Genomic DNA, 15,186 nt, shown 5'->3' with positions numbered 1-15,186 from the left:
CCCCTATATTCAATAAGCACATGAAGCTCATTTCAGGAACGTTCCAAGTTGAGGGAGGATACGGCTGGCAAAACGAAACGCTCTAGCAGTGTTCGTGGGTTTTTCCAGCGGCTCACCTTGCTGTCAGCTGTAAACACCACGACTGCGTTCGCTTCCGGTATAAGATAAATTTGCTGTCCTCCATGTCCGTGCGCACATGCATAATCCATGCCGTGGAGTCGTCCAGTCCACCATTGGAATCCGTAATCTCCGAATTCCGGATAGCCTTCAACCTGTCGCTGCGTCGCCTGATGCAGCCAATCGGCTGGAATCAATTCTCTCCCATTCCAGACGCCTTGATGAAGGCAGCAATCGCCGAATTTAGCCATGTCTCGCGACGTCAGATACAGACCAATGTGACCCATGGTGTAGCCCTCTGGATCTTGTGCCCAACCACTTTTTCCGAAACCTAACGGTTCGAATAAATGCTGGAGAGCATACGTATAGGCATCAACCCCACAGCAACGGGTGAGCAGTACGGACAACAGATGCGAATCCACACTGCGATATTGGAATACGCCGATTTGATCCTCCTGTACAGGTAACCGTAGGGCAAAGGACGGCCAGCTTTTACTGCGATGAAAACGGTGGATAAAAGCTTCACCGAGCTTTTTGCCTGTCTGCCAATACAAGCCTGACGTCATAGTCAGCAGGTGACGAATCGTAATCCGTTCTAGCAGTGTTTCCTTCCGCTGGGGTAAATACTCAGGAATCAGCTTATGCACAGCTGTCTCGGGTCCGGGCATATCCCCGCGTGCCATAGCAATGCCGACGAGCGTAGAGGTGAAGCTTTTGGTCGCAGAACGCAAATCATTCAAAATGCTTGCTTCATGACCGTTGTAATAGCGTTCCCAGATCAGCCTGCCGCGTCGAAGTAGCAGGAAGCTGTGCATTTTCGGAAATTTGGCTCGGATTTCGTGGTCTGCCTGATCAAGTAGGGAGGCATTGATGCCTTCCTCTTCACAAGTTCCGAGGTTCAGCGCAGACAGCCGGGCAACAGGTGCAGTGAACAGCGGAGCATTACGGCTCATCCTTTTCCCTCCCTTGTTATGTTTATTTATTTTACCCCAAACACATACGCTCCAAAAGCCGATAAATAAGGTATACCTCGATGCAGCAGCTAATTGAGAATTCCAAATGCTATGAAGCGTAAAAGATGGGTAAAATCAATGTAAATTTACTGGAAAGCTGAAAGCTGTATTTGAATATGGTATAATGGGGTAGTGATTCAGCCAAACGAAAATCGGTTAATAATAGTGTCAGGTACATGCCTCGCATCAGGCATTCCCGACCTAAGCTGCACTAGACATACTACTTCACTGCATAAGGACATCAATACTTTTCGGCATTCTCTTCAACGGAGCACTTATTTTCAACGTTTTGGGAGGGAGTTACATGGCAACGAAAGGTCACAATGAAGTTAAGGAAAGTCTGCGGGAAATGACTCGAATTTTCCGGCCTAAGGATCCCAAAAAATTTGTAAAGGAATATGTGCGAAAATACCGGATAACAGGAGGGTATGAGGAAGAGTTGACCATGGTGGTGGAAAACGAACTCGGCCGCATAAATTCTTCAGTATCTTAAGGGTTCGCTTACGAACAACTAGAAACACGACTTTTATAAACCGTCTATCCGCAGAGGAGACGGTTTTTTTGTGTCCGTCCTGCATACAATGGGATAGGTTTAGTGATTTGTATGTACAAAGGAGGCGGATTCCAATAGAAGTAGCGATACGAACACCGGAGGAAATCGGCTATATGAGGGAGGCCGGACGTATTTTGGCAGATTGCCATCGTGCGCTGGAAAGTCGTATTCTTCCGGGAATCACAACGCTTGAAATTGATGCTTGGGTGGAGCAATTTCTAACCAAGCGTGGTGCTACGCCTGAGCAAAAGGGCTATAAGGGGTTCCCTTATGCTACCTGCGCTTCGGTCAATGAGGTGGTATGTCATGGTTTTCCCTCGGAGCGGGTGCTTCATGACGGGGATATTGTGACCATCGACATTGTGGTCAACAAGGATGGGTGGCTGGCTGACCGGGCATGGACCTACGCAGTGGGTAACATCAGCCGGCCGGTAGCCAAGTTGCTGCGACAGACCCATAAGGCGCTGATGCAAGGCATCGAGGTTGCCCGCCCGGGCAAGACCTTAGGGGATATCGGGCATGCGGTGGAAAAAGCAGCAAGATGGCGACGGTACGGTAACGTCAAATCTCTGATCGGGCATGGGATCGGGCGCCACATGCATGAGCCGCCGGACGTTCTCCACTACGGCCGTGCTAGAACGGGATTGCCGCTGCGCGAAGGGATGGTGATTACCATTGAGCCGGTATTTACCCTCGGACCCGAAGGCGCGGTGCTCTGGGGGGATGATGGCTGGACTATCAGCACAGCAGACGGCAGTTGGGGCGCTCAATACGAGCACACCATTGCGATTACAAAAAACGGTCCTTATATTTTGACCTCGTAAAAGAGTATTGTGCCATAGGGAGTCCAATGTACGGGTCGTGTGCATAAGACTCTCTTGGTGAGTTTTTTAGAATGGCATATCCGCTTCACCAAACAATGAGCTTCTTGTTATAAATCATAGATCGAGATTTGGATCGTCGGTATAATAGGAGGCATAATATTTGGAAACTAGGAGTGGAATCAACATGATGATCAGGGAAGCGACAATATCAGATGCCGAAGACATCGCCAAAGTGCACGTAGACTGCTGGAGAACAACGTACAGAGATATCATGCCTGCCGAGGTTCTGAAGCGGCTTTCCTACGAGCAAAGAACAGAACTGTGGAATGCGAATCTATCTACTGAAGACGGCCATCTCGTATATGTTGCTGAAAATGAGGAGGGGGAGATTATCGGATTTGTGAGTGGAGGTCCGGAAAAGTCAGGGGAATATCCCCCATACGGGGGGGAGATAACGGCTCTTTATGTTTCGAGTGAATACCGTAGTTTAGGGCTGGGCAAGAGGCTATTTTTACGCTTGCTTCAACATTTTAATAGTATGGATATTCACTCAGTTATGGTGTGGGTGCTGGCTGATAATCCAGCGTGTACTTTTTATGAAAGGCTGGGGGCCAAACCTGTAGTAGAACAGCATATTATAAATATGGGCGACAAAAACCTGAACATGGTTGCTTACGGCTGGTTGCTACTCGGATAGTATACGCTTTTGTCCTTCCAAGGCGCGAATAGGAGCGATATTTTGCGTGAATTCCAGCGTTCCCAGATAGCGTCCTTCGGCATCACGAATAGCAAAGTAGCGGATGTAGACAAATTTGTCCTTGATTGGAATCCAAAAATCTTCAACATCCTTGCGACCAGCTTTAAAATCCTCCAGTAGTTTCTCAACAACATGCACACTTTGCGGCGGATGGCAGTTTTGTACGGTACGACCAATGACGGCCTTGGTACGGGCAAAGATCCGTTCTTTACCGTGAGAGAAATAGCGAACAACATCATTTTCATCGATAAAGGTCAGGTCCACAGGCAGATGATTCAGCAGCAGTTCCAATTGTTGTACAGATACAATCCCTGTCTCGAATCGCACGAACCCTTGCGGAGTAGCGGAAGTGCCTTCTGTTTGCTCAAGGGCTTCTACGGGGTCCTTTGCCCGTTCAGGTATCCATTCACGTTCAGGAGCGGTCAGACAGAAACCGATTTCCTCGCTTTCCCGGGCTATTTTCAGCCATTCATCCTCGGTCAGCTTACTGAGTGCCATCGGCAGCAAAATATTCTCTTCCTTGAATATCATTTCATTCACTTCGCTCATGATATGGGCAAGTGCCTGCTCAATCTGTTCACGATCCCCGTTATACTCAGTGAGCAGCTGTTTTGCATCCTTGATGGCGGCGCGAATACCGTCGTCCACCCCCCACATCACTTTGGTTGGACCAAAGATTCCATAGCGTTCTAGATAAGGAAAGACCAGATTCTCTTTGCGGCTATAGTGCTTGTCGAGATCCATTAGCAGACTTAAATCCTCAAGCAGCTTGTAAATCACCTTAGGGCTGTCTTCCTTTTGAAATTGCTCTGCATGCAATGCTAGCTTAAAATTGACCAGCCGTTCGATCTCTCGATTTTCCAGCTTGAAGGTGTGGACAGGATGCCCCGGTTGTTCCTCCGGTCCTGAAGGACGGTGAATATCCTCAATAGAGCCCTTGAATATCGACGTATGAACGGAACAGAGACGTTGGACCTCCGACACCGGGATTCCCTCCTCGGTCATCAAGGCATGCTCCATAGCTGAAATTTCCGCCACGCTTACTCCGCCAACGGCCTCTGCAAAACGCGCTTTGACTTCCTCCACGCTTTTCCCGGCATGTAGTTCTTTTATAATTTCCTTCAAGGTTCGTTGACGCTCCGTTAATTCCTGTGCTGTATGTTCACGGTTGTTAATGAGCTCGCTCATGATGGTTAACTCCTTTATTTTTGAATGATAAAACCATGTTGCATAAACGTCTGCTGCACAGTTTCCATACTTATTTTCTTTAACGCAATTCCTTTGGACAGTGTCATAAAACGTCCTGCGGTTTGAAGCATGCCAGGCTTAGCAATATCGTGAAAACCCAGTTCTACCATAATGTCTTTCACTTCAGGATAACGATTAACAAGGTTAAATATGGACTCATCCCAATGCAGTATTTGATCCATTTTTTCATCCCCTTGATTGAGAACGTTTTTCATTTACAGAGTAGCATAGGCTCAAACGAGCTATTGTGATTGTACGCACAATATTGTTCAGATGGTTGACAACGGTAAATCTTGGTTTATATACTGTGTATAAAGATATATACAGTAATAACACTGGAGACACTGTGGTAACACTTCGAACTGAAGAGCGAACGAGGTCGTTATTACACAGGCAGTGCAGAAGGGATCAGGATAAGAAAATGACGATCATGAAGCAGGCATGGATGATTACCCGTCAGGATTTTCGCAAGAATCCATATGCAGCACTATGGACGTTGCTATTTATTGCGTATTTGGGATTTACCATGAGTTTTGCGGTAAGTGTGCAATGGGGTGAGCATGCAGCCTTGAGTCCAGTAGCTGATTTCATTATGCTGGCGTTGATTCCGTTTTTGGGATTCTTTTATAACCGTCGAGCGTTCAAATATTTGCAGGAAGATTCTTATACGCACATGTTAGCTTTTTTTCGCACCTTGCCTATACCGATGAAAGCCGTAATTATGAGTCGAATTCAACAGGCGGTCTTGGCGTTTGTCGCGAATAGTGTGATATTTTTTGCTCTTATGTTTACATTGTCAGGTACGCTTCGGATATATGCCAGCACAGGTTTCTTTGTATCGTTTGCTCTGACCTGGATAGGCTACGGAATGCTCATTCAAGCCATCTATATTCATTTGGAATTTCTGAAAAGAGGAAAAGAGTACTTCTGGCTATCCATTGTCGTCATGATCATGTGCGGAATAGTTACAATTATAGTTCGAGTATGTGGGGCCAATCTGGTACTGATAACGGCATCTTATAGTAAGGAATGGATGCTCTTGTCTCCGGTAATGTGGGGAGCATTGCTAGTAGGAGCCTTAGGAATGTTCACGTCCTATCGGGTGACACAGCGTAAGCTCATGAAACGGGACTTAACTTAGTCGTATGTATACAAAAATAACTAAAAAGGGGGGGAGAGCAGGTGAATATTCCAGTGCAAATTGATGAGAATAGCGCGGAACCGCTGTATGCACAGATTGAAAAGCAGCTTCGTTCACTCATTGTAACCGGACAGATTGCAGCGGGAACGCTGCTTCCCTCCATTCGTGAGTTTGCGGGGACGCTCCGTTGCAGTGTAATTACCGTCCGGCGGGTCTATCAGGATTTAGAGAACGAAGGCTTGCTTCGTACCCGGCAGGGAACGGGCACCTTTGTAGCTCTGGTCGAGGATGATATGCGTTCAGGTTACCGCCTTAAAGCGGTAACTGAGGCATTGGAAACAGCGATTGCCACAGGCATCGCCGTACAGATGACAGAGCAGGAATTAATGGAGCTTTTCGCAGAAATGGTGAAAAGAAGGTATGAAGTCCAGGTGAAGGAGTGACAGCTGTGAACAATCATGTGGAAGTTCCTATGGAAATACAGAGGAAAGTACCTATTATTGAGATGAGCCAGGTCTATAAAACCCGGGGTGACCGGAAGATTGGGCCGATTAATCTAACGGTGGAACCAGGATATGTAGTCGCTTTGGCTGGACATAACGGATCAGGGAAAAGCACATTGATTCACTTGCTGACTCAGCTTATTCATCCGGATTCCGGTGAGATTCGTTGGTTCGGTCAAGCCTACCCCGATGGTATGCCGGCAGGTACACGACAATGGGTTGGGTATATACCGGAGCAGCCGGTTCGCGAGGAGGATCGATTAACGGCAGAAGCAGCAGCGACTTTTCGGGCCTTGTGGTATCCCGGCTGGGATGAAACACGTTTTCAGCGGTTAATGGACCGCTTTCAGGTTCCAGCACATACGAAATTATCGCGTATGTCCAAGGGACAACGACGGAAATTCGAACTGGCTGCTGCCCTGGCGCCGCACCCTCGTGTGTTGCTGCTGGATGAGCCTTCATCGGGTTTAGACCCATTTGCCTGGAAAATCATGCTGGAGGAACTGCGGGATTGTATGAAGAACGGCAAAACGACAATCATTATTGCTACCCATATCATGGACGAGATCAAGCGTTTGGCGGATTACATTGTCTTGATGCACGATGGCAGGCTGCTTGGCAAGCTGGAAAAAGATCATCTGCTCGAAAATAGCAAGGAAATGTGGTTTGAAGGTACACCCGAGGAGGCATCGGAGCTTCCGGGAGTTGTAGAGACGGAGAGTGATGGGAATTTACAGCGAGTTATAACGCTGGCCGCCGGGGAGACCAGTGCTATATTGGAACAAGCGGGGATTCGCCCCATCCGTGTGCGGCGTCTGGAGCTGGATGATATTTTAGTATATTGGTCTGCAGGACAAATATCTGCGAATGCAGAGACATTCATGAAGAAAGAAGGGATGGAGCAATCATGAGCATGTTGGAATTGGAAAAGGTCGTGAAGCAATATGGGAATCATACAGCAGTAAACGGAATATCGCTGAATGTGAATGGCGGCGAGATTTACGGACTGCTGGGAGGCAATGGAGCAGGCAAAACGACAACGATGCGCATGGTGCTCGGTCTGATTTACCCTGACGGGGGGAGCATCCAATATGAGGGCAAGCCCTACAGCAAGGAGCTTCAGCGGACAATGGGCTATTTGCCTGAAGAGCGTGGGCTGTACCCCAAGGTGAAGGTAAACGAGCAGATTAACTACTTGGGCAGGCTGCGCGGAATGTCGGCCAAGGAGGCGGACCAAAGTCTGCGCTATTGGCTGGAACGTTTTGGAGTGCCAGAATATTACGATAAGCGGATTGAGGAGCTATCCAAGGGAAATCAGCAGAAAATGGGCTTTATTGCTGCGGTTGTGCATCGCCCGACGCTGCTCATTTTGGATGAGGCCTTCAGTGGACTGGACCCGGTAAATGTTGAATTGCTTAAAGATACGGTGAAGGAACTGCGGGACGAGGGTGCTGCAATTTTATTCTCAACCCACCGCATGGAGCATGTAGAGGAACTGTGCCGACATATTACGATTTTGCATCGCTCGAATACCGTAGTGCAAGGAAGTGTGCAAGAGATCAAGGGCCGCTACCCACGTGAAAAAGTTCGCCTCATCACTACAGGTGGAGTGAACGGACTGGAACAGCTGCCCGGCGTACGCCGTGTAGAGCATTTGGATCGTGGCTGGATGCTGCATATTGAGCAGCCGGATACGGCGAAGTTAATTTTGCAAACAGCGTTGGGACAAACGGATGTGGAGCATTTTGAGATCAAGGAACCTACGCTCAATGAAATTTTCATAAGAGAGGTGGGAGATTCCCATGAATAGACTGGGTACAGTGATCGGTTTTACGTTTCGTCAGAAGGCGAGGACCAAATCTTTTATCATTACGACACTGGTATTGGCCTTACTCATCACACTGGGCATGAATCTGCCGTATATCATTTCCTTGTTTAAAGGAGAAGGGACCGGAGGTTCCGGCACAACGGCAGCCGAGCATCAACGCTTAGGTCTGATTGCCGGGAACCAGACAGAAGTGGCGAGTCAACTGGAACAGTTTACCAAGGGGCAATCCAACCCGGCAGCCATCTGGGTACGTTATGACAGCGTACAAGCGCCAGCAATGCAGCAAGCCTTGAAGAATGGGAAGCTGCAAGGTTACGTGCAGTTCACAGACCCCGCCGCCAAGGGAGACACGTTTCCCAAAGTGGAGTACGTCTCTGTAGAGAAAAAGCCATCTCCGGCTGTAATCACATTGGTGCAAACAGGACTTCAGGAAGCAAAAGTCAAGGCTATTGTGGGTAATAAATCATTGACCAGTGATCAAATTCGTGAGATCAGTACACCTGTAATAGTGAATAGCAGAGAAGCAGACAGTTCATCTGAAGTAGGGGGAACTGTAGGGACAAAGGAAAAAGAAACCTCAACGATTAACTATGGTTTAGTGTATGTACTGATGATTTTGTTCTTCACCTCTTCCATGATGACGGGGAATATGATCGCCGCAGAAGTAACATCGGAAAAAAGCTCACGGATCATGGAAATTCTCATTACAAGTGTGTCGCCGTTGACTCAAATGTTTGGGAAGATTATCGGCATCTTCCTGGTTGGTCTGCTGCAAATTGCCGTTTTTGCAGCCGTTGTCTGTGCCAATCTTATGTTGCCACATAATAATGTGATCCTTAGCTCTGCCGGGCTGGATTTGTCACAACTGAATATCTCGGTACTAGGATATGGTCTCATTTTTTACATCCTTGGCTACTTTCTATATGCAGTACTGTTCGCCGCGGTGGGCTCCATTGTTAGCCGTACCGAGGAGCTGGGGCAGGCCATTATGCCAATTACCGTGCTGTCACTCGCAGCTTTTTACATCGGAATCTTCAATATCGCAGCACCTGATACGATTTTCATTAAGGTGGCCGGATACATTCCGTTCTTTTCTCCGACCGTCATGTTGCTACGCATCGGACTGGAACGGGCAAGCCTGCTGGAAATTTGGTTGTCACTTGCCATTCTGTTTGCGTCCATCCTGTTCTTTGGCTGGCTGGCTGCCAAGATCTACCGTACGGGTGTCTTGATGTATGGCAAACGACCTTCATTCAAAGAGCTAAGAAAAGCGATGAAGGCTTATAAGATTTAAGAAATTTGAGAGAACTCTGTGTGTGGTGTCGTAATTAGTGAGAAAACTTTCAGATTAAATGAGGAAAAATTTCATAATTGATGAGAAATGAGTATTTATTAAAGCTGTATACTAATTATTAATGACGGATAACAAGATACCTCTTCTTAATAAGTATTTAATAAAAAGCCCGATGAGCACGGGGGCTGACCCCATTACGTGAGACAAATCAAAACACCTTCAAGAGAATCAAGCCATGTCGTAAGATATGGAGATAACCTTGGAGGTGTTTTTACGTTGGCAACGAGAGTGAGTTACCCCCTAGAAATAAAGATGCAAGCGATTGAATTGAGTTATTCACTCCGAACAATATTAGGATTTATATAGCGTGACATTTTGTCACTACTGTATGTGACAGAAAAACACTTAGAATCACAGAGGAAGTTTTAACACATTAACAATAAATGAGGAGGGGAGATTTTCATTGTGTATGATAAAAATTTAACGAGGCGTGAAAGGGGAAACAGGTATGTCCTATTTATGAAAAATAAACCCGTAACAAGAGTGTTTTAAGGAAAAAAAGGAATTTACCGTTTTAGGACACAATAGCGTTTGTGAAAATAATAATGAGTAAAGATAATTGCAAATCCACTCTTGCCCTAAAACAGCAAATAACTACCGATACAATATGAATAGAGGAGAGGAATATCTTTATGAAAAAGCATTGTCAAATTGCATCTACAGGTTTAGTCCTTTTAATGGCTGGAAGTTCTCTGTTATACACAACACCAACCTCAATTGTAAAAGCGGAGTCCATTCAAAATGTATCTAGTCCGTTACAAACAAGCACTCAAAGTGAACGTAATTCCGTCAAAGAGGCAATGCGGGATACATTGCAACTTGGATATCCTGGGATACTTGCTAAAACTTCTGAGGGTGGAAAAACATGGAGTTATGCCGCTGGGTTAGCGGACCTGAGCACCAAGAAACCAATGAAAACAGATTTTCGCTTTCGCATTGGTAGTGTAACGAAGACATTCATTGCAACAGTTCTACTTCAATTATCTGAAGAGAACCGCTTGAATCTAGACGACTCCATTGAAAAATGGTTGCCTGGTGTCATTCAAGGAAACGGATATGATGGTAACCAAATTACTATCCGGCAGATATTGAATCATACAAGTGGTATCGCTGACTATGTAAATTCAAAAGACTTTGATTATACGGATACAAAAAAATCGTATACGGCTGAAGAATTCGTAAAGATGGGGATTTCTCTTCCCCCAGACTTTGCCCCAGGAAAGGGTTGGTCTTATTCAAACACAGGATACGTAATACTGGGGATCCTTATTGAAAAAGTAACTGGAAACAGCTATGCAGAAGAGGTTGAAAATCGGATTATTGAACCGCTTGATTTGTCAAATACATTCCTACCTGGCAATTCAAGCGTGATTCCAGGCATCAAGCATGCCCGTGGCTATTTCCAACTAGACGGAGCAAGTGAGCTAAAAGACGTTACTTATATTAACCCAGGTAGCTCGGATGGAGATATGATTTCTACTGCTGACGATTTAAACAAATTCTTCTCTTACTTACTCAGTGGTAAATTACTGAAGGAACAGCAACTAAAACAAATGCTTACTACAGTTCCTACAGATAGAGAAGGAACCGGATATGGTCTTGGGATCTTTGAAACTAAGCTTCCAAACGGTGTCTCGATATGGGGACACAAAGGTAGAGTTCTAGGGTTTACCACTTTTGCTGGTGGCACACTTGGAGGCAAGCATACATTGGTCGTCAATTTGAACAGCTTTAAAGCTGATAGTCCTGATCCATTTAAAAATATTTTACTTGCTGAATTTAGCAAGTAGGAAAAAAGGAAAACAATGGTCTAAACTGGGCTCTTTAGAGCATGTCAAAAAAACTAACAAATAAGTATTTTAGGAGGGTATTATGAAAAAGAAAATGATTATTGCACTTGGTGTTTTTGCTATGATACTGACTAATTTTGTAGGAAGTACTTATGCAGACTCGAAAACAGGAGTTTCTGTTACAGCTCCCTACAATACAAATCAAATAACGGAATGGTTAGAAATGCATGCAAAGCCTTTAAAAACAACTAATCCAACTGCATCTTTTAATGATTTAAAACCACTTAAGAATATGGTAGGTTCAGCTTCAATTGTAGGTTTAGGTGAAGCTACGCATGGGGCTCATGAAGTTTTTACAATGAAACAACGCATTGTTAATTATTTAGTATCTGAAAAGGGATTCATCAACTTAGTTTTAGAAGAGGGATGGGACAGAGCTTTGGAGCTTGATCGATATGTTCTTACTGGTAAGGGAAACCCAAGCCAACATCTATCACCTGTATTTAACACAAAAGAAATGTTAGATCTACTTAGTTGGATTCGACAATATAATGCTAATCCAAAACATAAATCTAAAGTGCATATCATTGGGATGGACATTCAATCAGTAAACGAGAATGTTTATAATAATATAATAGAATATATAAAAAGAAACAATTCAGATCTTGTGCCTAGAGTAGAAGAGAAGATAAAAGGTCTTATTCCTGTAACAAAGGATATGAATACTTTTGAGAGCCTTACGAAAGAAGAAAAAGAAAAGTATATTTCAGATGCTAAACAAATCAGTGCTTTATTAGAACAAAATAAAAGTTATCTGAACGGAAAATCCAAAGAGTTCGCATGGATAAAACAAAATGCTCGTATTATTGAACAGTTTACTACAATGTTAGGAGGAACATCCCCTGATAAACCATCGGATTTTTATTTGAAACATGATATTGCAATGTATGAAAATGCGAAGTGGACTGAAGAACATTTAGGGAAAACCATAGTTTGGGGACATAATGGACACGTTTCGAAAACAAATATGATTCCATTTATATACCCTAAAGTAGCTGGGCAGCATTTAGCAGAATATTATGGAGAACGGTATGTATCTATTGGTACATCTGTTTATAAAGGGCAATATAATGTCTATAATAATGATGGTGAATTTGGCCCATATGGAATATTAAAATCAGATGATCCAAACAGTTATAATTACATTTTTGGACAGGTCAAAAAAGATCAATTTTTTATTGATTTACGTAAGGCGAACGGAGTGACAAAAACTTGGTTAAACGAACAACATCAAATTTTCGCTGGAATAACTAAAGAAGGCCCTGCTATACCAAAAACTGTTGATATATCATTAGGTAAAACGTTTGATATACTTGTTCAAATTCAAAAAGTCAGTCCATCTCAACTACATCAATAATTTGTAATAATGTGCGAGAAGGCTTGCTTAAGGGCGCAACGATTCGTGAAAAGTTTGATTTGGTTGGAATCGGGTTATCGAACTTGGGAAACAATATCCTCAGGGCGTTCAATTTATTAAGCAGTATTCGTTCTCGCCTTATTATTTACGAAGAGGTAAAGCAAGAAGTCTACACCGGCGGCTGGTGTGCGCCAATGAACGAGTTATATTAAGAAGCTATTCAGGAGAAGTTATTTATCCCGATGAATCAGAAAATGATGGTGTAGATGCATTACGGGACATTTGTTTATATGCTGAAGGCCCATCTACATGGAATCTTCGAGTTAGGCAGTGAGAGCGTTAGTGGTGCAATTCGTTTGTGTTGGAATGCTGTGACTCTTAGAGATTTAACATAGGTAGATGGACAATAGTCGCCTTCAAAGGAAATTCGATAACAACCTTTGAGGGCGGCTTCTGTTTATGGATGGTTTATTAGAAAAAAATGGAGTTGTGTACTTAGTAAGTATTTAATAAAAGACCGATGAGCAAGTATCATCAGCTCATGCTGATTTTTTGCGAAAAGCGTTTGAAGAGGTAAAGTCTGGTTATCACATGAACAAGGAACATTGGAATACAGTAATATTAGATGGTGATCTGCCCGAAGATGAAATTCACGATATGGTGCATCATAGCTTCGAATTGACCAAGCCAAAAAGCTCCAAAAAACATACTAGCTAAAGATAAATTTCTTGTTGACAATTAAATTTTGCGGAAGTCATTATGTATAAGTATCCATTTCGAGAGGTGTAATATGAAGTTTAATGAATTCTTTATAGGGCAGCGGTTCGAGACTGATTCTATAAGAGTAACCAAAGAAAAAATTATGGAATTCGCATCTGAATTTGACCCTCAGTACATGCATTTGGATGAGGAGAAAACTCAGGAAGGCATGTTTGGAGGAATTATTGCTTCAGGAATCCAAACATTAGCCTTAACATTTAAACTATGGGTAGAGTGTGGTTTATACGGTGAGGATGTAGTGGCTGGTACTGCTATGGATAACATCCGATTTATAAAACCTGTATACCCTGATGATGAGTTACATGTAGTTGTTGAAGTCATTAATCTAGAAGATAACCGAAAGAATACAGGGATTGTAACTGTGAATTTATCTACTTTTAATCATACGACTCAAAAAATTTTTGAAGGGGATCTTTCTGTAATAATATAAAAATAACGTATCTTTAAATAAATGAAATTGACAGGATATCCCTAATTCATGTATTCCAAAGCGGGGAGAAAACATAGTAGCTCTTATCGTCAGCGCAAAGGAATACACAAAAAATAATTGTGTCCGTTCAGAGGATGGCTCCTGCAGATGCAGGAGCTGTTTTTGTTTGCACTAAACATTCAGTTGGCAGCATCATTGACACTGACCAGCACCGGGAAAATCCAGTGATGTTCTGTTGGGGGAAGCAAAATTTAAGGAACTCCTTTATGAGAAGATATATCCTTTGATGACATGAAAGAAATTTTAGGTACTACCTTTTACTGGATAGAAAAAGAGCTTACAACTTTATTGTATGTACACAGTGTCATAATTAGTGAGAAAATTTATAGATTGAACGAGAAAAATAATCATAATTGATGTCTGAAGAAAATAAAGTTTTAGACTGATCCGACAAATGCAACAGCGGTGGATAAGGACGCGAAAATAAAGTCCTAGACTGGCCGCTGTTGTGGTCAACATTCAACTATCGTGTCCTGTTAGCCTAATAACTCTGCAGTTTGTAAGAAAGCGTCCAGCCGTTCCTTTTGAAGAAGATGATGACGGTAATGCATCTCCACCATCGTGAACCATTCGACCGCGTTTAACGCGCCGAAGGCTACGGCCGGATGAGTCGTCTTTCGCTGCAGCCGCTCTGGGTCTATGTTCTGCAGCGATGCCCCAATCTCATGCATGCGGCGCCTTGCTTCCTTCAGCTTGGCGACAAGCTGCTCCTTGCTTTCTGGCTGCGGAGGCGTATATTGCAAGTCGGCCGGTACCTGAATGCGAACCGGTGGGAAGCTCCCTTGCTCAAACACGGCATGGCCGGCCTCCGTCTTCTCGCCGCCCTCCTCGTTGCCGCCACCGAGCGCCATACACTGCTCCGCAAGACGGAGCTGCAAGTTCAGCGTGGAATGGGGCAGATGCAGGTACATTTGGCCAAGTGACCATTCGTTCTCGCTTGGCTTGCGACACAGTTCCTCCATACTATACTTGTCTAGCTCTCGAACATAATGCTTCGAAATCTCGTCGAACCTTACCAAAATATCCTTAATCGCTATGTTCTTATTCAGAAGATCATCTCCTCGAATACTGAATTACTCTCATCATATGAGAGGGCTTAAGAAAAATGCATATTCGCATTTTATTTTTTCAATACTTTATTTTCCAGTAAAATACTATATCTTCTAAATACACCGGCCACCGTCGCTAGCGCGTCGATCGCGAAGCTGACATCATTCCGGAAGAGTTGGGGGCGCAAACTCAGCTGCGCATGCAGGCCACGCATCGCCAGTCTATAACTTTATTGATCTCAGTCTAGTTCTTTATTGTTTAGTCTAAAACATTATTATTCGCTAACAATTGACAATGAAGAAGTAGTACAACTTCTTATTA

General features: G+C 44.0%; 15 protein-coding genes and 1 pseudogene. 12 read left to right on the top strand and 4 right to left on the bottom strand.

What is annotated here, in order from left to right; translation table 11 throughout:
* Window positions 1–32 precede the first annotated feature (32 nt).
* Complete coding sequence (locus tag ACQQ6X_RS24815; RefSeq protein ID WP_305167432.1) at window positions 33–1,070, bottom strand: serine hydrolase domain-containing protein; 1,038 nt, start codon at window positions 1,068–1,070, stop codon at window positions 33–35.
* A gap of 364 nt (window positions 1,071–1,434) precedes the next feature.
* Here ACQQ6X_RS24815 and ACQQ6X_RS24810 point away from each other — a divergent pair, with 364 nt between their 5' ends.
* From ACQQ6X_RS24810 to ACQQ6X_RS24800, 3 genes are all read left to right on the top strand, one after another.
* Complete coding sequence (locus tag ACQQ6X_RS24810) at window positions 1,435–1,623, top strand: hypothetical protein (RefSeq protein WP_007428354.1); 189 nt, start codon at window positions 1,435–1,437, stop codon at window positions 1,621–1,623.
* A 134-nt stretch (window positions 1,624–1,757) separates the two neighbouring features.
* The gene (gene map, locus ACQQ6X_RS24805) at window positions 1,758–2,507 is read left to right on the top strand and encodes a type I methionyl aminopeptidase (RefSeq protein WP_305167520.1); all 750 of its coding nucleotides are present in this window, start codon (window positions 1,758–1,760) and stop codon (window positions 2,505–2,507) included.
* Window positions 2,508–2,691: 184 nt separating this feature from the next.
* Complete coding sequence (locus ACQQ6X_RS24800) at window positions 2,692–3,204, top strand: GNAT family N-acetyltransferase (protein ID WP_305167518.1); 513 nt, start codon at window positions 2,692–2,694, stop codon at window positions 3,202–3,204.
* Here the strand turns inward: ACQQ6X_RS24800 and ACQQ6X_RS24795 are convergent.
* Together ACQQ6X_RS24795 and ACQQ6X_RS24790 are read right to left on the bottom strand one after the other, a co-directional pair.
* Window positions 3,193–4,452 carry a DUF438 domain-containing protein gene (locus ACQQ6X_RS24795; RefSeq protein WP_305167431.1) on the bottom strand — a complete coding sequence of 420 codons (1,260 nt, stop codon included), beginning with the start codon at window positions 4,450–4,452 and terminating at the stop codon, window positions 3,193–3,195. The two genes, ACQQ6X_RS24800 and ACQQ6X_RS24795, sit on opposite strands and share 12 nt — an antisense overlap.
* 14 nt (window positions 4,453–4,466) lie before the next feature.
* Window positions 4,467–4,694 carry a DUF1858 domain-containing protein gene (locus ACQQ6X_RS24790; protein ID WP_142613599.1) on the bottom strand — a complete coding sequence of 76 codons (228 nt, stop codon included), beginning with the start codon at window positions 4,692–4,694 and terminating at the stop codon, window positions 4,467–4,469.
* Window positions 4,695–4,933: 239 nt separating this feature from the next.
* On the opposite strand from ACQQ6X_RS24790, the gene ACQQ6X_RS24785 reads away from it, so the two are divergent.
* The 9 genes and pseudogenes from ACQQ6X_RS24785 to ACQQ6X_RS24745 all read left to right on the top strand — a co-directional run bounded on the left by ACQQ6X_RS24785 (window position 4,934) and on the right by ACQQ6X_RS24745 (window position 13,755).
* On the top strand, window positions 4,934–5,653 hold the full coding sequence (locus tag ACQQ6X_RS24785; RefSeq protein ID WP_305167430.1) for a hypothetical protein: 720 nt from the start codon (window positions 4,934–4,936) through the stop codon (window positions 5,651–5,653).
* Window positions 5,654–5,694: 41 nt separating this feature from the next.
* Complete coding sequence (locus ACQQ6X_RS24780) at window positions 5,695–6,096, top strand: GntR family transcriptional regulator (RefSeq protein WP_305167429.1); 402 nt, start codon at window positions 5,695–5,697, stop codon at window positions 6,094–6,096.
* Window positions 6,097–6,101: 5 nt separating this feature from the next.
* A complete protein-coding gene (locus ACQQ6X_RS24775; RefSeq protein ID WP_305167428.1) occupies window positions 6,102–7,067 on the top strand; it encodes an ABC transporter ATP-binding protein in 966 nt (321 codons plus the stop codon).
* Window positions 7,064–7,966, top strand: coding sequence for an ABC transporter ATP-binding protein (locus tag ACQQ6X_RS24770; RefSeq protein ID WP_305167427.1), 903 nt, complete (start codon window positions 7,064–7,066; stop codon window positions 7,964–7,966). The genes ACQQ6X_RS24775 and ACQQ6X_RS24770 overlap by 4 nt, the downstream gene beginning before the upstream one ends.
* Entirely contained in the window at window positions 7,959–9,278 is a 1,320-nt protein-coding gene (locus ACQQ6X_RS24765; RefSeq protein WP_305167426.1) for an ABC transporter permease, read from the top strand. The genes ACQQ6X_RS24770 and ACQQ6X_RS24765 overlap by 8 nt, the downstream gene beginning before the upstream one ends.
* A gap of 692 nt (window positions 9,279–9,970) precedes the next feature.
* Window positions 9,971–11,128, top strand: a complete 1,158-nt coding sequence (locus ACQQ6X_RS24760) for a serine hydrolase domain-containing protein (protein ID WP_305167425.1) — start codon at window positions 9,971–9,973, stop codon at window positions 11,126–11,128.
* Between the two features lie 82 nt (window positions 11,129–11,210).
* The gene (locus ACQQ6X_RS24755; RefSeq protein ID WP_305167424.1) at window positions 11,211–12,545 is read left to right on the top strand and encodes an erythromycin esterase family protein; all 1,335 of its coding nucleotides are present in this window, start codon (window positions 11,211–11,213) and stop codon (window positions 12,543–12,545) included.
* 543 nt (window positions 12,546–13,088) lie between these two features.
* Window positions 13,089–13,262 (top strand): annotated as a pseudogene (locus ACQQ6X_RS24750) (MmcQ/YjbR family DNA-binding protein); the annotation flags it as partial.
* Window positions 13,263–13,335: 73 nt separating this feature from the next.
* Window positions 13,336–13,755 (top strand): MaoC family dehydratase, encoded by a 420-nt coding sequence (locus tag ACQQ6X_RS24745; protein ID WP_430493511.1) that lies wholly within the window; start codon window positions 13,336–13,338, stop codon window positions 13,753–13,755.
* Window positions 13,756–14,291: 536 nt separating this feature from the next.
* Here the strand turns inward: ACQQ6X_RS24745 and ACQQ6X_RS24740 are convergent.
* Window positions 14,292–14,864: a DinB family protein gene (locus ACQQ6X_RS24740; RefSeq protein WP_305167517.1), complete on the bottom strand. Its 573-nt coding sequence runs from the start codon at window positions 14,862–14,864 to the stop codon at window positions 14,292–14,294.
* Between the last annotated feature and the right edge of the window lie 322 nt (window positions 14,865–15,186).

The sequence above is a fragment of the Paenibacillus ottowii genome (assembly GCF_050516475.1).
Classification (GTDB): Bacteria; Bacillota; Bacilli; order Paenibacillales; family Paenibacillaceae; genus Paenibacillus; species Paenibacillus ottowii.
This window is presented reverse-complemented; position numbering and strand designations above follow the sequence as displayed.